Annotated in this window: 14 protein-coding genes and 3 pseudogenes; 7 read left to right on the top strand and 10 right to left on the bottom strand. The window is 70.7% G+C overall.

Going from position 1 to position 18064, the window contains the following annotated elements:
• The first annotated feature begins 143 nt into the window (after window positions 1-143).
• A complete protein-coding gene (locus ACFV9D_RS25095) occupies window positions 144-788 on the top strand; it encodes a GAP family protein (protein WP_385150339.1) in 645 nt (214 codons plus the stop codon).
• Between the two features lie 64 nt (window positions 789-852).
• Here the strand turns inward: ACFV9D_RS25095 and ACFV9D_RS25090 are convergent, their stop codons facing one another.
• The 4 genes and pseudogenes from ACFV9D_RS25090 to ACFV9D_RS25075 all read right to left on the bottom strand — a co-directional run bounded on the left by ACFV9D_RS25090 (window position 853) and on the right by ACFV9D_RS25075 (window position 5308).
• The gene (locus tag ACFV9D_RS25090; RefSeq protein WP_385150336.1) at window positions 853-1224 is read right to left on the bottom strand and encodes a hypothetical protein; all 372 of its coding nucleotides are present in this window, start codon (window positions 1222-1224) and stop codon (window positions 853-855) included.
• A 239-nt stretch (window positions 1225-1463) separates the two neighbouring features.
• A pseudogene (locus ACFV9D_RS25085) lies at window positions 1464-1559 on the bottom strand (hypothetical protein); the annotation flags it as partial.
• Between the two features lie 502 nt (window positions 1560-2061).
• A complete protein-coding gene (locus tag ACFV9D_RS25080; RefSeq protein ID WP_385150333.1) occupies window positions 2062-3561 on the bottom strand; it encodes a DHA2 family efflux MFS transporter permease subunit in 1500 nt (499 codons plus the stop codon).
• A gap of 364 nt (window positions 3562-3925) precedes the next feature.
• Window positions 3926-5308 (bottom strand): DUF5685 family protein, encoded by a 1383-nt coding sequence (locus ACFV9D_RS25075; RefSeq protein ID WP_385150330.1) that lies wholly within the window; start codon window positions 5306-5308, stop codon window positions 3926-3928.
• Window positions 5309-6055: 747 nt separating this feature from the next.
• Here ACFV9D_RS25075 and ACFV9D_RS25070 point away from each other — a divergent pair.
• A complete protein-coding gene (locus tag ACFV9D_RS25070) occupies window positions 6056-9571 on the top strand; it encodes a S8 family peptidase (RefSeq protein WP_385150328.1) in 3516 nt (1171 codons plus the stop codon).
• Between the two features lie 177 nt (window positions 9572-9748).
• Here ACFV9D_RS25070 and ACFV9D_RS25065 read toward each other — a convergent pair whose 3' ends face one another.
• Window positions 9749-10333 carry a TetR/AcrR family transcriptional regulator gene (locus ACFV9D_RS25065; RefSeq protein ID WP_385150325.1) on the bottom strand — a complete coding sequence of 195 codons (585 nt, stop codon included), beginning with the start codon at window positions 10331-10333 and terminating at the stop codon, window positions 9749-9751.
• 104 nt (window positions 10334-10437) lie between these two features.
• On the opposite strand from ACFV9D_RS25065, the gene ACFV9D_RS25060 reads away from it, so the two are divergent.
• Window positions 10438-10872, top strand: coding sequence for a 4-oxalocrotonate tautomerase family protein (locus ACFV9D_RS25060; protein ID WP_385150322.1), 435 nt, complete (start codon window positions 10438-10440; stop codon window positions 10870-10872).
• Window positions 10860-11869: pseudogene (locus tag ACFV9D_RS25055) on the top strand (zinc-binding dehydrogenase). The gene ACFV9D_RS25060 and the pseudogene ACFV9D_RS25055 overlap by 13 nt, the downstream one beginning before the upstream one ends.
• An 11-nt stretch (window positions 11870-11880) precedes the next feature.
• Here the strand turns inward: ACFV9D_RS25055 and ACFV9D_RS25050 are convergent.
• The gene (locus tag ACFV9D_RS25050) at window positions 11881-12774 is read right to left on the bottom strand and encodes a LysR family transcriptional regulator (RefSeq protein ID WP_385150319.1); all 894 of its coding nucleotides are present in this window, start codon (window positions 12772-12774) and stop codon (window positions 11881-11883) included.
• Window positions 12775-12998: 224 nt separating this feature from the next.
• Between ACFV9D_RS25050 and ACFV9D_RS25045 the strand changes: the two genes are divergently transcribed.
• Entirely contained in the window at window positions 12999-13385 is a 387-nt protein-coding gene (locus tag ACFV9D_RS25045) for a VOC family protein (RefSeq protein ID WP_385150672.1), read from the top strand.
• Window positions 13386-13478: 93 nt separating this feature from the next.
• On the opposite strand, the gene ACFV9D_RS25040 is transcribed toward ACFV9D_RS25045, so the two are convergent.
• Window positions 13479-13949: a hemerythrin domain-containing protein gene (locus ACFV9D_RS25040; RefSeq protein ID WP_385150316.1), complete on the bottom strand. Its 471-nt coding sequence runs from the start codon at window positions 13947-13949 to the stop codon at window positions 13479-13481.
• A gap of 290 nt (window positions 13950-14239) precedes the next feature.
• Window positions 14240-14830 carry a TetR/AcrR family transcriptional regulator gene (locus ACFV9D_RS25035; RefSeq protein ID WP_385150314.1) on the bottom strand — a complete coding sequence of 197 codons (591 nt, stop codon included), beginning with the start codon at window positions 14828-14830 and terminating at the stop codon, window positions 14240-14242.
• Window positions 14831-14894: 64 nt separating this feature from the next.
• Between ACFV9D_RS25035 and ACFV9D_RS25030 the strand changes: the two genes are divergently transcribed.
• Window positions 14895-15407, top strand: a complete 513-nt coding sequence (locus ACFV9D_RS25030) for an SRPBCC family protein (protein ID WP_385150311.1) — start codon at window positions 14895-14897, stop codon at window positions 15405-15407.
• Between the two features lie 152 nt (window positions 15408-15559).
• Here the strand turns inward: ACFV9D_RS25030 and ACFV9D_RS25025 are convergent, their stop codons facing one another.
• Window positions 15560-16774: a helix-turn-helix domain-containing protein gene (locus ACFV9D_RS25025; protein ID WP_385150308.1), complete on the bottom strand. Its 1215-nt coding sequence runs from the start codon at window positions 16772-16774 to the stop codon at window positions 15560-15562.
• Window positions 16771-16923 (bottom strand): hypothetical protein, encoded by a 153-nt coding sequence (locus ACFV9D_RS25020; protein WP_385150305.1) that lies wholly within the window; start codon window positions 16921-16923, stop codon window positions 16771-16773. The genes ACFV9D_RS25025 and ACFV9D_RS25020 overlap by 4 nt, the downstream gene beginning before the upstream one ends.
• A gap of 184 nt (window positions 16924-17107) precedes the next feature.
• Between ACFV9D_RS25020 and ACFV9D_RS25015 the strand changes: the two are divergent.
• Window positions 17108-18010: pseudogene (locus tag ACFV9D_RS25015) on the top strand (DUF3068 domain-containing protein); the annotation flags it as partial.
• Window positions 18011-18064: the final 54 nt, after the last annotated feature.

The following is an 18064-nucleotide window of genomic DNA, read 5'->3' as shown; positions in this document are numbered from 1 at the left end:
GCTTCACGGGCGTGGCCTGCTTGACCCGCCGGGCCACCGCCTGCAGAGTCGGAATGCGGTCCCGTAGCAACGCCTCACCCCTACCGACCGGCCCCCTGCCCATACGTGGCGCACAGCCCCGAGTCCCAGGAGCGCCTGGTCCGATGGTCCTCGACCTGATTGTGATCGGTACGGCGATCACCCTGGGGCCCTTGCACAACAGCGCCTTCATCCTGCTGCTCTCCTCGCGGCGCGGCGTTCGTCACGGTCTGGCGTTCCTGCTGTCGTGGATGGCCAACCTGGTGACGGTGATCGCCGTCGTGGTGCTGCTGACCGGCGGTCAGCCCCCGGCCCGTCACAGCGCGCCATCGACCGCCGCGATCGCCGCGAAACTCGCCATCGGCCTGGCGCTGGTGCTGTTCGGCGCGTACCGGCACCGCCGACCGCCCCGCCCGCACGGCCCGCCACGCTGGACCGCCCGGATCGACAACGCATCACTGGTCACGGCAGCCGGTCTGGCGTGGCTGCTGCAGCCCTGGGGACTGGTCGGCGCCGGCGCCGCGACCGCCCTCGACGCGAACCTCTCCACCCTCACCGACTGGCTCGTTCTGACCGGCTACTGCCTGCTGGCCACACTCAGCCTCATCGTCATGGAGATGTACGCGGTCTGGGCGCCCGCGGCCGCGAACGCCCGCTTGAACGCCCTGCGGAGCTGGCTGGAGCAGCACCAGGAACAGCTGGTAGTCACGCTCGCCCTGCTGATCGGCCTGTGGCTGATGGCCCGGAGCATCTACGAGCTGGTCGACTGACGCAGGCAGCCCGAGTGGCGATCACCCTCATCCGGCTCGATAGGTACTGGGGCCTGCAAGGTCATCATCGTGAGGGACCAGAAGCCGTCGACGGGCGGGGTTTCCCGGCGTCCAAGTGCAGGACGTAGGTGGTGGCACCGTTGAGGGGTCGGCCGTCGGCGTCGGTGGTGGCGTGCGGGTACAGGGCGTCGGCGTCGAGGTTGGCTCCGTACCCGAACCGGGTGATGACCGCGCGCTTGGCGTAGTCGGTTCCGTAATCACCCAAGCCTCGGTGCACGGTCCACCCACCGGAGTTCGCGGACTCCGCTCGGGCGAGCAGAGTGCGCAGGACCTCCGGGCCGTGCTGCGCACCCGCGTCCAGGGTGGCGAGCTCCTCGGAGGACAGGTCGTCCAGGCTCGCGCCGGGTGCGATGCCGAGTTTGGCGAGGCTGCCCAAGAACGGGGCATCGGCAGGGGAGGGCTGTCCACCATCATCCGGTTGAGGAGCGTGAAATACTCGCGGCCGCTGAGAGCGTGGACCTTGTCGACGGGGGGCGTCGTGGCGTCGGCGTCGGCGGGAACGGGGACGTCGGTGGGAGGGGAGTAGTCACCCGGGTCGCCGGTCCACTCCGACAGCGGAATCAGCCGCGTGCCGTCCTGGAGCTGGTTGACGGACGGGAAGTCCGACGGGCCGCTCGTCGCGTACCAGGCGGTGATCCAGTTCACGGTGGTGGTCGACTTCAACAGGGTCAGTCCGGACGGGGTCGCTCCCGACCAGGATGGCCCGGCGATCAGGAACGGGCCAGTGGATGGGCCGTTCTTGTTTCTCCATCCACTCGTCCGTCATCGACTTCTCCCAGGTGCTACGGCGAACTCCGTCGGCCCGACGCTATGAGCGCCACCTGCCTCCCGCGCGGCGAGTCCGCCAAGCGGGTGGCGCGGAGGGAAACGACGGCCCGACCGGCAAACTGCGTATCGACGCTCGGCCGGCAGCGCACGCATCTCACCGATCGCGCGGGTGACCGTGGAACGATCAACACAGGCCCTGGGCTCCAGGCTGGGGTTGGCCGGCGGCAGGAGGCGCCGCAGCGCCGGCTCCGCCGCCGGCACCCCGCCCCCAGCCAGTGCAGCTGGGCGTTGAGGCATTCCTCATGTAGAGGCGGGGTGTCGAGGGCCGAGTCGCTGCGGGGGCGACGTCCACGGAGGCCCGCCGCCGGCGGACCGGGCGCTGCTGGTCGCCGTGTACTACCGGACGAGCCATGGCCGCAGTCGAACCCCGCCCGCGTCCAGGGCGTCAGGTGGGTGTGTGGGCGGCTTTGTTCGTCGTGGTGCCGTCTTCGTCCTGGGCCTCCGACGCAGCAGGCTGTTGCGGAGCAGGCGGCGTGCGGATCAGCAGCGCGACCAGCACGGACAGGGCGCCGATCACGGCGCCGATGCCGAATCCCCACCGGATGCCCGTGGCGAGGGCGCCGGTGGCGTCGGCGCCATCGGCTGCTGCGGTGGCGGCCTGTCCCGACATGACACTGATGACCAGGGCGGTGCCGGCGGCGGCCGCGACCTGTTGGAGCGAGCCCAGGATGGCGGAGCCGTGGGGGTAGAGGTGCGGCGGCAGTACGGACAGGCCGGAGGTGAAGACGGGGGTGAAGACGAACGCCATGCCCGCGCTCAGGGCCACATGAAGGGCGAGCACCAGCCACGGCGAGGTCTGTTCGCCCGTGAGGGCGAACAGCGCGAGGCAAAGCGCTGTGAGTACGGCTCCGGGTACGACCAGGCGTGGTGCGCCGAGTCGGTCGTAGAGCTTGCCGACCTGCGGTCCGAGCAGGCCCATGGTCAGGCCGCCGGGGATGAGGAGCAGCCCGGTCTGCAGTGAGGTCAGGCCGCACACCTCCTGCAGATAGATCGGCAGCAGGATGAACGCACCCATGAGGGCCATGAAGGACAGGCACATCAGGCCGAGTGCCACAGAGAAGTGACGAAATGTCAGGGCTCGCAGGTCCAGCAGCGGTGTGGACGAGCGCTGCAGTGACAGCTGTCGCCATACGAACAGGCCGACCAGCACGGCTCCGGCCAGGGTCACGGCCGCCGGGGGCAGGGGGGCCTGGGACGCGTCCCCGGCACCGAGCTCGCTCAGGCCGTAGACCAGGGCGCCGAAGCCCGCCGCCGCCAGCGGGACGGACACCCAGTCGATCGGGCCGGCCTGCGGCTCGCCGATGTCGACCAGCTTGCGCAGACCGAATATGGCCATGGCTCCGGCGATGGGCAGCACGGCCAGGAACAGCAGGCGCCATGTCCCCAGCTGCAGCAGCACACCGGAGGCCGCAGGGCCGAGGGCGGGTGCGACGGAGATGACGAGGGTGATGTTGCCCATGACACGGCCGCGGTCGTGCGCGGGCACGAGGGTCATCAGCGTCGTCATGAGCAGCGGCATCATGACGGCGGTGCCGCTGGCCTGGATGACGCGGGCCGCCAGCAGTACGGGGAAGGCGGGCGCGGCCGCGGCCAGAGCCGTGCCGGCGAGGAAGAGTGCCATGGCCAGGCCGAAGGCGGTCCGAGTCGTGACGCGCTGGAGGAACCACCCCGTCACCGGGATGACGACGGCCATGGTGAGCATGAAGGCCGTGGACAGCCACCCTGCGGCTGCCGCGGTGACCTCGAACTCGCGCATGAGCCGCGGGATCGCGTTGACCATGATCGTCTCGTTGAGGAGGACGACGAAGGTGGACAGCACGAGAATCCGCAGCACGGCGGTGACGCGGGCGGGCGAGAGAGTGGGTGTTGCGTGTGGTGCGGGCATGGCGCCTTCCGTCATGTGAGTGTCCTCCGCACGTGGGCAGGTCACACTGACAGACCGCGGCGCCGGGAAGAACTCATCGGTGTTCCCCGATCCTGTCGGTGCCGCCGCCCAAGCTCAAACCATTTTTCCGACCCGGAACGGCCAGGACATGGCTTCTGACGCAGACCCGCGACGCCGTCAACTGGCGGCTACCAGTTCCCCGGATCAGTCCTTGGGTCGACCCCGCCTTGTCCATTCCGCCGTCCACCGCTCCGCTTCCAGACGTAGGCGGTACAGCCGGTGGCGTACGCCGTCGTCGACGCGCAGTGACGAGAAGTTCGGCACCGGGTTCCCCGCCGGGCGGGGAACCAGGCTCATTCGTCGTTCAGTCGCAGCAGTCGCAGCAGCACTTGCACGGGTTGCAGCAGCCACCGCCACCGCAGCCGTCACCCGAGCCACCGCCGGAACCACCAGAGCCACCGGACCCATGACCGCCGCCCGAACCACCGGAGGAGCCACCGGAGTTGCCGCCGCCCTGGCCGCCGAACCAGCCGTCACTCCCGGAACCGTCCCTGCCGGAACCCTCCCGGCTCGAGCCGCCGTTGCGGTTGCCGTCGCCGAACTGCACGGGCTCTCCGTCATCCTGGCCGGCGTCTTCGCTGCAGCGGCAGCATCTGAAGCACAACCTGCAATCGCCGCACACCCGGCCCCACTCGCGACACCGCCGGCACTGCCCCTCCGGCGGCCGGCCCGACGCCATCGCACCGCCCTCCGGGGCCGTGCCCGCAAGCTCCCCTGCGCCGCAGGCCGTGCCGGTGCCGGTACCCGAGGGCGTTTCCGTCTCCGCACGGCGTCCCAGCCAGGGCAGCATGCGCAGGCCCCGCGCCTGGCGGCGGTGCTGATGGTGACGATGCCGAGGGTCGAAGACTCGATCGATGGCACGCTCCAACTCGCCGCCCAGAAGCGCCCGTACCAGCCGTCCGTCGACGAACACGGCGTCGGACAGGGCGAGTCGGATTCCACGGACGGCGTCGTCGCAGAGCCGGCGCACCTCGGCGCGGTCCGCGCCGGTCACGGCGATCGGATTCCACGCGCCGGACGCCACGTCCGCGTCCAGGTCCTCCACCGCGTCCAGCAAATGCGCCAGCCGACCGAACAGGCGGCCGGCTTCCGCCAGCGGTTCGGCGTTGCCCGGGCGGTCCGTGAGCACTGCGGTGTACGCGAAGGCGGCTGCGGTTGCCGTCTCCGTGGGCTCCGTGACCGTCAGCAGCGAGCCACCGGGGCCGGTCGACCGCTCGACGTCCGGCTGGCGCTCGACCGCCCCGAGCAGCACCGCGGTGTCGAAGCCGAGTCGTTGGCCGCCCGCGACGCCCGCACGGTCCCAGCCGTGGGCGATCCGGCGTGCCGCCAGCGCCACCGGGCGGCGTCCCATCAGGCCGTCGCCGTCGGCCACATGGTCGCGTATCTTCGCTGCGGCCAGCACCAGCGACACCGTCGCCGCCAGCCGCGCACCCTCACCCTGCGCCACGTCCGCCGACCGCATCCCGCGCAGGGGGCACGGACCGGCACCACGCCGCCAGTCCCCTGTACGCTCCGACTGCGCTTCGGTCAGCACCGAGACGATCAGGCCGTCGTAGTTGGTGGCCACCCTCGCGAACTGCCCGTACTCGCTGCGCAAAGCCAGGCACAGCCCACACAGATGCGCCATCCACTCGGTACGCAAGCCCTCGCCCAGGCGATGACGGCATGGCCTGATGATTCCGAACACCGAAGTTCTCCCCCATAGGAACAGCTACCCGGACGCATCCGGTCGGACGGCTCACGGACGCGAGACTGCACATGAGGCACGACCCCGCGTGACGTCAACCGCATGTGACAAACGCGCGGCCGACATCCTAGATGGTCACTTCCGAGGGGTGCCTGCGGAGTCGAGTACGACAGCGTCCGAGGTCTCTGCGTGACGAACAACCAGGAACGCCCTCGCAACAGCCTGCCCGACGCAATCGACGACCTGCTGAAGGGGCGGCGGCCGGACTGGGCACCAGTCCGCCGAACGCGCCGTATTGCCGCGCGCCCGCTCGTCGACCGCCGTGCCCTCTCGCATCTCCGGGCCCCTGATGCTGTCTGACAAAGACCGCGCGAACCGAGGGGCGCAGAGGCGGAGTTCATGGAGTCCGGACGTGGCGGTGTTGTGCCATGGCAGGATTCCGCCCTTCCTCTTCCCTGTCACAGCGGCGACTCCTGGCTTCAGTGTGCTCCCTGTGAAGTTCGCGACACCTTCAGGGAGTTGGTACAGCGGATGAGATCGAGATCAAGGACCGCGGTCGTCGTCGCGGCCGGCGCCGTGGCGCTACTGGCCACCGGGCTACCCGCGGCGGCCGAGCCGGAGGCCCGGCCGGGCGCTGCCCACGCGACCGTGCCAGGTGGTGCCCTGCCCGGGCAGACGACCGTCACGCTGGTGAGCGGGGACCGGGTCAGTTTCGCCGGGAGTGGGAGCGAGCTACAGGTCAGTGGAGTGACTCCCGGTAGAGGCCGGGAGCACATCGCGTTCACACGGGCCAGGGTCGACGACCACGAGTACGTCATCCCCGTCGACGCCACGCAGGCCCTCGCGGACGGGCGCGCGGACCGGCAGCTCTTCGACGTCACCGCGCTCGCCGCGCAGGGGTACGACGATGCCGCCCGATCGGACATCCCGCTCATCACGACAGCACAAGGCGGGCCCGCGCTGCGAGGCTCGGCCCAGCGGGAGACGTACCCGGCGCTCGGGCTGACAGCCCGTACCGTGCGCAAGTCGGAGGCGGCGACGGCCTGGCAGGGCTTCCTCGCGGGTACGGGCGACGGCACGTCCCGTACCGCCCCCTCCGGGAAGCTGTGGCTCGACGCCAAGGTGGCGGCGAGCCTGGACCGGTCCGTCGCCATGACCGGCGCCCCCGAGGCCTGGCGCAAGGGCCTCGACGGCAAGGGCGTGAAGGTCGCGGTCCTGGACACCGGCTACGACCCGGCCCACCCGGACCTGAAGAACAAGGTCACCGCGGAGCAGAACTTCACCTGGGACGAGAACGTCGCCGACCTCAACGGCCACGGCACGCACGTGGCGTCGACCGTAGCCGGCAGCGGCGCCGCCTCGCAGGGCCGGTACAAGGGCGTGGCGCCGGGAGCCGAGCTGCTCGTCGGCAAGGTCCTCGACGGGGGCGGCTCCGGTTACATCAGCTGGATCCTCGAGGGGATGGAGTGGGCGGCCGCCCAGGACGCCGACATCGTCTCCATGAGTCTCGGTTCCAATCTGCCGAGCGACGGCAGCGATCCGCTGTCGCAGGCGGTCGAGACCCTGTCGGCCGGCGGCGGGCCGCTGTTCGTCGTCGCCGCGGGCAACGACGGCGCACCGCGCACAATCGGCTCGCCGGCAGCGGCGCCCAGCGCCCTGACGGTCGGGTCGGTGACGAAGGAGGGCGCCATGTCCTCGTTCTCCTCCCGCGGTCCCGCGGTCGCCGACGGCGGCGTCAAGCCCGAGATCACCGCACCCGGCAGCGCGATCACCGCCGCCCGCGCGGCGGGGACTCTCGACGACGCCGCGGACAGCGAGTTCTACGCGACGATCAGCGGCACGTCGATGGCGACTCCTCATGTCTCCGGCGCGGCCGCCATCCTCAAGCAGCGGCACCCCGACTGGGACGCCCGGCAGCTCAAGGCCGCGCTGATCGCCACCGCCGACCCGGTCGACGGCGCGGGCGTGTACGAGCAGGGCTCGGGCAGCGTGGACGTGCCCGGCGCGCTCGCGTCCCGGATCACCGCCACCCCCGCGGCGGTCTCCGCCGAACTGGCCTGGCCGTACGCGGGCGCTCCGACGCGTACGGTCACGTACCGCAACAGCGGCGGCAAGGACGTCCGACTCAGCCTCTCGCTGAGCGGGAATGCTCCGGTCTCGCTCACTCCGCGACAGCTGACGGTCCCGGCCGGCGGCAGCGCCTCCACGACCGTACGGATCGACACGAGCAGGGTCTCCCCCGGCGCCCACAGCTCCTGGATCATCGCGTGGGGCAGCGACGGCAGCACGGCGCGCACGCCCGTCGGCCTCGACGCGGAGGGGCCGAGTGCCACGCTCACCCTCGAACCCGCCGCGCCGCGGGTCGGCGTCGAAGCGGCGTACACGAACCTCGTGGTGCAGAACGAGAAGACGGGTGAGTCGCAGCTGGTCGGCCTCACGACGGAGCCCGAGGAGATCCGGCTTCCGGTCGGCGACTACCGGGTCTTCGGCGGGGTGTGGGAGTACGTCGCGCACGGCGGGGCCAGCGTGCCCGAGACCTCCGTCGTCGTCGCACAGCGTGTCTCTCTGACCGGCGACCGCACGCTCAAGACCGACGTGTCCGCGGCGAAGCCGGTCACCATGGGCATCGACGACCCGGAGATGCGGATCGACGAACAGGGCTCGGCGACGGGCATTGTCTCGTCGACCGGGGCGGGCAGGCCGACGGGCTTGGCCGCCCCGATCTTCGGCGGCGCGTACAGGTCGTACGCCGTGGGCAGCGCCCGGATACCCGGGCTGACGTACTTCTCGGCCGCCTCCTGGGAGCAGCCGTACGTTCTGGCCACGACGGTCGGCGGCACCGCGGCCCCGGTGGACGTGCCGGTGCGGCTCTTGTCCTGGGGTCGGCTGGACTGGGACCTGGAGAAGCGGGTCGTCGACGCGGGCAGCGGCGAGGACCTGTCGGGCCTGGAGCTGAAGGACCGGATCGTGCTCTTCGAGACGGGCTGGCCCGTGCCCTGGGAGGAGCAGGACCGGCGCTACGCGGCGATCAAGGCGCAGAAGCCGGCGGCGATCCTGATGTCCGGGTACGCGTCGTTCGACGTGGCGGACCCGCCGCTGGGCATCTACGCACACGGCGTGGCGCTGCTGCGCGAGCGGCTCGCCAAGGGCGAGGTGACGCTGCGGATCAAGGGCGAACGGAACGGTGACCGCACCTACTTCACCTTCCACAAGCACGACGACGGGGTCCCGGCCGGTGCGCGCTGGCAGGACCGGCGCCGCGACCTGGCCGCTGTGGAGCACAGCTTCCGCACCACCGGATTCCCGAACGACCCGAAGGGAATCTACGGCTGGGTGACCCACCAGGGCTTGCGTCTGGCGCAGCAGTCGACGTTGTTCCGTACCCCGCACCGAATGACGGCGTACTACACACCGGATGTGCCGTGGACGACGGCCACGTTCGAGTACGCGATCGACGCCGACGGCCCGCTCGGCGTGCAGTACTCGAATCCGACCGTCTACCGGGAGGGGCGTACGGTCAAGGACAACTGGCTGACCGGTCCGTTCAACCCGTCGCTGTCGGTGACCGGCCCCGACGGCCGCGCACAGGCCACGCGTGTCGGGGACAAGCTGCGCCTGGCGCTGCCGATGTTCTCGGACGCGGCGGGCCACCGGTCGGATCCGGCGAGGGATCTGGAGTCGGGTGAGACGGTGCTGCGCGAGGACTCGGGCCGAGTGGTCGCGCGCAACGACCAGCCGGGGCAGGGCGTCTTCGACGTACCGCGCCGCGGGCAGTGGTACGAGCTGACGTCGACGGCACACCGCGACCACCCCGACTGGTCCCTGGGCACGCATGTCTCGGACGTCTGGCGGTTCCGCTCGGAACACACCGCCGGCGAGACCCCGCTGCCGCTCCTCGACACGCGCTACGACATGGCGGGGCTCGACGGCGACAACTCGGTCCCGGAGGACAGGGAGTTCACGTTCGGTCTGGGCATCGGGCGCCAGGCGGGTGTGCGCGGCGGTGCGGACGTGGACCGGGTGTCGGTGCAGTACTCCACGGACGACGGCGCCACGTGGCAGGCGGCGCGGGTCACCGGACGGGACGACGAACGGCGCGTGACCGTACCGGCGATGAAGACCGGCTGGGTCTCGCTCAAGGTCACCGCCGAGGACCGCTCGGGCGCATCGGTGACGGAGACGGTCACCCGGGCCTACCGGGTCGGCTGCCCCGAATACTGGTGCTCGTACGCTCCGACATGGCCGCACTGGCCGGCACCGTAAGGCGACGCATGTGACGGAGGCTGTGGGCCGCCCTTCGGGGTGGCCCACAGTGTTTTGGTGTCGGGGAGGCTTTCGGATCACCTGCGGACACACGGTCGCGGCCAGGACGAGACGCCGCTGCCGGCGCTCCGCGCGAGGCGTGCGGGGCGCCGAACGCCGCGCCGTGAGCTGGTCGGCTCAGTCCCCGATCGCGGTGGCGATGAGGGCCTGGAGCTGGGCCGCGGTGCGGTCGAGGGGCGCGGTGCTGCGCTTGGCGCGGCACATGGCCACGGTGCCCTCGACGGCGGCGACGATGAGCGTGGCGATCTGCGCGGCCCGCTCGGCCTCCGCGCCGTGCTCCCGCAGGGAGCCGGCGAGCAGGCTCTCCCACGTCTCGAAGACCTCCGCGGCGGCTGCCAGGGCGGGCGGGACTTCGTCGGTGGAGGGTTCCTCGATGGCGACTGCCAGGACGGGGCAGCCGGCGTGGAAGTCGGTGTCGACGACGATCTTGCGCCACAGGGCGAGAAAGGCGTTCAGCCCAGCGGCCGGGCCCGCTTCCAGCTCCTTGCGCAGGCTGCGAGCCACCCAGTCGCCCGTGTGACGGACGGCCTCCGAGGCCAACTGCTGCTTGCCCTCGGGGAAGTAGTGATAGGTGGAACCGAGCGGCGCCTTGGCGTGCTTGGCCATCTCCCGGATGCTCGTGGCGCTCAGACCGCGCCGGCTGATCATGTCCGCGGCGCCGGCCACGATCCGCTCGCGGGACGGCGTGCTGCTCTTGGGCACCTGTCTCCACTCTCCTCTGGCTATAACGCTCGTCATAGTCTAGCGTGACCATCGCTTATAACGACCGTCATAGCGCGACAGTGTCGCGAGATGGAGGAGCTGCCATGCCGATGATCAGGCTGACCGTCCCGACCGGTGCCCTCACCGATCAGGGACGCGCGACCGTTCAGCGTGACCTCGCCCGAGTACTGCTGCGCTGGGAGGGCGCGCCGGACACCGCCTTCTTCCGCGCCCAGGCGTGGAGCTACCTGACGGAGCTGTCCGAGGGGGCTCAGGTGACCGCGGAGGACGACGCGCCCCGCTTCCTTGTGGAGGTGACGGTTCCCCAGGGTGCGCTGTCCGAGCGCCGCAAGACCGGCCTTGTGGAGGACGCCACCAAGACCGTGCTCGCGGCCGCCGGGCTGTCCCCGGCCGACGCGCCGCGTGTGTGGGTGCTGGTCCACGAGCAGCCGGACGGCACGTGGGGTGCCGGCGGCTCCGTGATCCGCTACGCCGACCTCGTGGCCCTCGCGAAGGGGATAGGCCGATGCGTGAGCTGACCTATGTCGCGCGACGCGCCGTCGAGTGGCGCGAGGCCCCCGACCCTCGGGTCCAGTCGGCCTGCGAGGCGATCGTGGCACCGGTCGCGGCCACCTCCTGCGACGTGGACTCCATGATCCTGGCCGGACACGGCTTCATCGACCCCCCGTTCGCGCTCGGCCACGAATGCGTGGCCCGGGTCGTCGACGCCGGCGACGCGGTGACAGCCGTGGCCCCCGGCGACTTGGTCGTCGTCCCCTGGTCGATCAACTGCGGCACCTGCGACCACTGTCGGGCCGGACTGACCGCCCACTGCGGCTCCGTGCCGCACATGGCCATGTACGGCGCACCGATCGGCGGCAGCTGGGGCGGGCTCTTCTCCGACCTGGTCCGCGTCCCGTACGCGGACGCCATGCTGGTGCCGCTACCCCCGGACTCGACCCGGTGGCCATGGCCTCGGCCAGTGACAACTGGTCGCTGTCCTGGCGCCTGGTCGCCCCGCACCTCAGGACCCGCCCCGGAGCACGCGTCCTGGTCGTGGCGCGCGGCAGCATCGGTCTGTACGTGTGCGATATCGCCCGCGCGCTGGGCGCATCCGACGTTCTGTACGTCGATCCCGACCCCACGCACCGGGCCCTCGCCGAGAGCTACGGCTCCCGTACCGCCGAGACCCTCGAACCGGTACGGCACGGCTTCGACCTCGCCGTCGAGGCAACCGGCCGCGTCGACCAGCTCGCCCTCGCCGTCCGCTCCCTCGCCCCAGAAGGCATCTGCGAATCGGCGGGCAACCACTTCCGGCCCGGCGAACTGCCTCTGCTCGACATGCACCTCACCGGCGTCACCCTGCGCATCGCCCGCGACAACGTCCGCGCGCACATCCCCGACGCCCTCGACCTCGCCCTCACGGGGAAGGTCGCACCCGAGCGCGTCGTCTCCCAGGTCCTCGACTGGGAACAACTCCCCGACGCACTCCCGGAGAACCACCTCAAGCCCGTCTTCGTACGCACCATCGCCTGAGCCGCCCGACCTCACCACCCCTGCCCCACCGAGAAGGCCGATGCAGCCCGTACGAACTCGCGGACGCGCTCTGTGGTGTTCCCTTCCAGCCAGACCGGTCCCCGTTCGATCGGCTGTGCGTCGTGCAGAGGCACATAGGCCACGTCGGGTCGAGGGTAGTAGCGCCGGGAATGTTCTCCGACCGGCAGGACGCCCTTGCCCATCGCCACCAGCGTGAGCATTTCGGAGAACGATCCTCCGGTCGGCCCCTTCGGAACTGGCCTGCCCGACGGGGTGTAGTCCGGTGTGCGATCCCGCTTGAACCCCGCTGAGGTCACCTCCGGGTACTGCACCACGGGGTGTTCCGCGAGCACTTCGAGCGACACCGGCTCCTCGCCCGCGAGCGGATGCCCGGCCGCAACGGCGAGCACCCGTTTCTCCGTCAGCAGTACTGGCCCACAGGCCATTCCATCGAAAGGGTACGAAGCAATGAGGACGTCTATCGAGCCGTCAAGCAGGCTCGTACGGGAGTTGGACAGCTGAACCTCCCTCACATCGACCCTGCAATCGGGGTGGCGCTCGCTGAACAGACCCACCACCTTCAGGAGTGCGGGTGCCGTCCACTCGCCGAGGAAGGCGACCCGCAGTTCTCCCGTGACTCCGCGACATGCATGGGTGGCCCTTCGGAGCGCCTCCTCCATCCCGGCGACCAAGGGCACCAGGTCCTCGGCCAACTGCCGCCCGACTGCCGTGAGTCGAACTGTTCTGCTGGTCCGCTCGAACAGCGTGCCGCCGATCCGCCGTTCGAGCTTCTTGATCACCTGACTGACCCGCCCAGTCGTGACGCAGAGGCGCTCGGCGGTACGGCCGAAGTGCAGCTGCTCGGCAAGCGTCAGGAACGTCTCGATCTCCACCCGTTCCAGCACGATCCCCCCATTCGTTTAATCAGGCTCAACGATCTTATTCCGATCGTGCCTTGATGGCGGACTCCCGTCGGCGGATCGTAGACATCGCCCACCTGGACTCCGCCATCGAAGGAAGCCCCATGAACGTCTCGGACCTCACCACCTACCCGGCCCAGGCCGACGAGCCCCTGCGGGAGCACGGCCACCCCGCACCGAGCCTCGGCGACAAACCCGGGTTGTCCTCGCTGCGCGTGAAGGCTTTCGACCATCTGGTCCTCAACGTCGAGGATGTCGAGCGGTCCCTGGACTTCTACGCCGGACTCCTCGGCCTGGAACCGGTACGCGTTGCCGAGTGGCGAGCGGGAGAGGTCCCGTTCCCATCGGTGAGAATCACCCCTGAGACCATTATCGACCTGGTCAGTCGCCCTCGGGGAGAGTCCAACGTCGACCACATCTGTCTCACCGTGGAACCGCTGGACTGGGAGGAGTTCATCTCTTCGGGAACCTTCACCGTCCTCGAAGGTCCCGTCGACCGCTTCGGCGCACGGGGCACCGCCACGTCGGTCTACGTCCAGGACCCGGACGGCAACACCGTGGAACTCCGCTGGTACCCGCAGGACGCCGCAGCCTGACCGCGCTCTGTCACGCAGGTCAGCGTACGAAGTCGCGTGATGCGGAAGAAGTCGCGTGATGCGGAAGAAGCCGGCCACGTATCCGGTCCGGAGTCACAGCGGGCCCAGGACCTCTCGGGGTACGGCTGCCAGCTCAAGGGTTTCGAGCACAGTGAGCAGTTGCCGCTCCTCGTATCGGAAGTGGTTCTCCATGATCGCGGCGATGCCTTCGAGGTGTTGGTCAAGCTCCTCAGGCGGCGCGGCCCGGTCGACCGCGGCGCGGAGGCTGCCGATCAGGTGGGCAATCATCGAGTGATCCTGCTCGAGCGAGCGCAGCACCGGGCGCAGCTGCGGATGCGCAGCTGCGATGGCAGGAAACAGGGTGCGGTCTTCGCCCTGATGGTGGCCGTCGAGAGCCGTGCAGAAGCCATGGCAATACAGCAGCAGTTCACGGGTGGCCGCCTCACCGGGGGTGCCGTCGGCGAGGGAGGCGCGGGTCACTGACAGGGCTTCTCTCAGTCGGCCGTGCACCCGACGGAGTTCTTGGCTCCAGGCGACGAGCCTGGTCGTCTCGCGCTCAGTCACGCGAGAGCGAAGGGTGCGACGCGTACAACGTCGGCCTCCTTCGATCCGGCGCCTCCATGCCTGGCACGGCCTGCCACCGGCACGCGACGCTTCCCAGACACTAGCGCCTGCTCCCCCGTCGACACCACCGCCGTCCCGCACGCCGAGCGTGACCCGCGTAACACCTGATGGATCGTGAGTCGCACCCTTCCTGCGGCTACGGCAGCGACCACCGTCGGCGTCAGCGCGTACGCGGGCGATCGAGGTGTACCCGGTCGCCAACGGTGACGCCAGCTCGGCCATCCGCGGGTCTACTCGTGCGGGGTCAGCAGTGCGGCCGTGCATTCCTCCGTCAGGTCCTCGGCGTGGGGCGGCAGCGGCTGCCCTGCGCGCAGGTGGCGGCGGACCACGGAGAGCGGCAGGTCCACCAGGGCCAGGGCGATGCGCTCTCGGTCCTGCGGGCCTGTCGCGCCGAGGGCTTCCGCGAGGGTGTCGAGGGAGGCGTACACGCGCCGGTTGCCGGTGTCGGCGCGCCGGGCGTGCTCCTGGGACCAGTCGGCGTGGCCGAACTCCCCTGGGCCGTAGAGGAGGAGGGCCGCCTCCTGCGGGTGGGCACGGCTCCACGAGACGACGTACCGGGCTGCCGCGCGGGCGGCCCGGTATGGGTCCGGGTCGCTGTCGAGCGTGTCGAAGTAGCCCTCTTGAAAGCGCTCGACGGTCCGTAGCCACACCTCGGCGAGCAGCGCGGGGCGCCCGGCGAAGCGGTGGTAGACGGAGCCGCTCGGTGCGCCGACGGTCTGGGCTACCGCCGACATGGTCACGGCGGCCGGCCCGCCGGCGGCGGCGAGGCGGACGGCGGCGTCGAGGAGCTGGTCGGTGTCGAAACGAGGTGGCCTTGCCATGAATCAGAGAGTAGTCTCCATTTTATTAGAGGGATTCCTCTAATACCCGAAGAGGGGAGGACGCATGGGCGTCTACAACGTGCACGAACGCCTGCTGCCCGCCGGGGAGGGGGAGGTGGGCGGGCTCATCGACACCCTGGCCGGCGGGGACGCCGACAGGCTGTGGCCCGGCCGGGCCTGGCCCCGGCTGACGCTCGACCGTCCGCTCACGGTCGGCGCGGTGGGCGGCCACGGCCCGGTGCGCTACACCGTCGCCGCGTACGTGCCCGGGAAGTGGGTCCGGTTCAGGTTCGACGCACCTCGGGGCTTCCACGGCTTCCACGAGTTCGCCGTCCTGCCCGTCGACGCGGAGCTCACCGCACTGCGGCACACCCTCGCGATGACGGCGCGCGGCCCGGCCCGTATCGGCTGGCCGCTGCTCTGGCGGCCGCTGCACGACGCGCTGATCGAGGACAGCCTGGACCGCGCCGAGACCGCCTGCGCCGGCAGGGCCACCCGACCGGCGCGCTGGTCCCCGTACGTCCGGCTGCTGCACGGCCTGATCGGGCGCGCCGGGCGAAGGAGGGACACGGCTTAAGGGTGCCGTGCCCACCTGCTGGCGTCATCGAGCGCGCCTTCGAACTCAGCGCGACTACGGAGGCGGGGCCCGAGGCTCCCGCCGCTGGGCGTCCGTTCGTAGCCCCCCGCACCCTCATCGAGGTGAGCAGGCCCCCTCCCGCGTCGCCCGCGTCAGTCGGGGCCCGTGGGAAGTTCGCCGCGCAGGCGTTGGGCGCGGAGGACGAGGAGCATCTCGAAGCGGCGGTCGGGGTCGTCGATGGCCTCACCCCACAGTTCGCGGATCTGGCGCAGTCGGTAGCGGGCCGTCTGGGGGTGCACGCCGAGGCGGCTCGCGACCTCCGGGGCGCCGCCGGAGGTCTCGATCCAGGCGAGCAACGTCGCGGCGAGGCGTCGGGCCTGGGCCGGGCCGACGTCCTGAAGCGGGGTCAGGCAGCGCGGGGCCGCGGCGTCGATCAGCTCCCGGGAGGGCAGCAGGACGAGTTCCTCCGTGCGATCGGTGCAGTACTGCACCTCGCCCCGGGGCAGGAGGCCGTCCTCGATCAGCCGCACGGCGGTCTCCGCCCACCGCAGCGACGTCGCCGCGGCCGCGAGCGGCACCGAAGGACCGATCGCTCCGGACCAGCCCGTCGTGGCCCTGCGCACCAGGTCCGCGCGGCCCGCGGTGTCCGGCTCGGGGATGACCATGCGGGGCTGTTCGCTCTCCATGTCGAGCAGGATGCCCTGGCCCACGGCGGGGGCGACGGCCTCCCTCGCCGGCCGGATCAGCACGCCGACGGCGATGGTGGCGGGCAGCTCCCAACCGATGCGGGCAGCGCGTTCGCCCAGGGTGTGGGGGTACGCGGGGTCACCCTGCTGCCCGGACAGCAGACGGTCGATCAACTGCCGTTGCAGCCGCAGGCGTTCGCTAGCCTGCCGGGCGGCCGCCTCCGCGTATCCGCGCACCGACTGCTCGACGAGACCGTCCAGGTACTCGAAGCCGGATTCGGCGAGTTCGTACATGGCGGGCGCGGCGATGTCGACCTGCTGGCCGATCTCGGCGAACCTGCGCCAGGCGAGGCGCACCCCGAGCCGGTAGACGGCCTGGAGGGAGTCGAGGCTGCGCCCGTTCAGCCCCTCTCCCCTGCCGAACTCCTGGAAGACCTCGGGCGGCACCCTGGGATCGGCCGCCCCGGACGCCAGGTGCTGGACGAATCCCTCGATGGCGCGCCGGATGCCCACGAGCGCCATCGGCTCGCCGGACTCGCCCTCCACGAGCCGTAGTTCGGGGAATTCGCTCCGGATCTCCCGCAGGATCGCCTGGGCCAGATCCGCCGCCCCGGCCAGGGCGATCGCGGCGAACCGCTCCACCTTCGGCTTGGGCACCTCACTCCAGGCAGGACAGCTCATCGGAGCGGCTGGGCCGTGTCGTAGGTGATCAGGGGGACGTTGGGCTGCTCGGGGGTGGCATCCAGCAGTGCCACGATCCCGAAGGCGGTGCCCACGGCGAGTGCCGCGGCGATCACCGCGGTGGTCGATGCGGCGAGCAGTCTGCGCATTGTGTCGGGTCAGCTCCTCGTTGGAGACGATCCCACCCCGGCCGGCCCCCACCGGTCGAACGTCAGTTTTGACGGGTCGTTGACAATCCGTCAAGGGGCTCCCTACCGTCTTCAGCCACAAGGGCTCGACCGGCCCTGGGGTCCGTGCGTCTCCGTGCGAGTTTCTCGAAACAGGAGTGCCCGGATGCGTCGTACCGCTTCACCCATGTCCCTGATCCTGCTGGGAGCTGGGGTGTTTCTGCTGGTCCTCGCCCCGTTGCTGGTGACGTACGTCCAGCCGCACGCCAAGCGCACCCCGGTCGACGTCGACACGACGACCGTCTTCACCGGCACCGGCAGTTACTTCGACACCTCTCTGCTCAAGACCGTGCACGACCGGCGGATCACCATCACACGCCAGGTCCGCGGCGACGTCGCGGACAGCGTGCGGAGCGGCAACGCGGTCTGGGACGTGTCCACCTCGGTCGACACCGACGCCACTCTGCCGGCCGCCGACACCCGCGACTCCCTCCAGTGGACGCTCGAGCGCTGGGTGACCGACCGGCGGACCAATGAACCGGTGCACTGCTGCCGCGAGTCGCCCGCCTTCGACGGCGAGGCGTACCTGAAGTTCCCCTTCGACGTCGAGGAACGCGGCTACCGCTGGTGGGACGGCACGCTCGGCGGTGTCGTACGACTCCGCTACGCGGGCCCCGGCACCGTGCAGGGCTACGAGGGTCTGCGCTTCACCGGCAGTGTCCCGCCCACCAGGACGGGTGTGCGGCAGGTGCCGGGGCGGCTGGTCGGCAGGCCGAGGACGCCCCAGGTGCTCGCCGAGGAGTGGTACGCCAACAGCCGGATCGAGCTGGTCGCGGACCGGCGCACCGGCCGCATCGTGTACGCGGCCATCGGACCGCGGAAGACGCTGCGCGCTCCGGGCTCGGAGAAGGACGCGGTCGTGCTGCTGTCGAGCGACAAGATCGCCTTCACGGCGCGTACCCAGCGACAGCAGGTGGAGCTGGCCTCGGCGGACAGCAGGAAGCTGGAGCTGCTCGGCAGCACGGCGCCCCTAGGGCCTGTCCGGAAAGTCATGGCAGCCAGAGTCGGAGGCAGGCGAGGGTGACCATGGCTTGGTAGTGGCTGGCGCGTTTGTCATAGCGAG

The organism is Streptomyces sp. NPDC059875 (genome assembly GCF_042731085.1).
Classification (GTDB): Bacteria; Actinomycetota; Actinomycetes; order Streptomycetales; family Streptomycetaceae; genus Streptomyces.
This window is presented reverse-complemented; position numbering and strand designations above follow the sequence as displayed.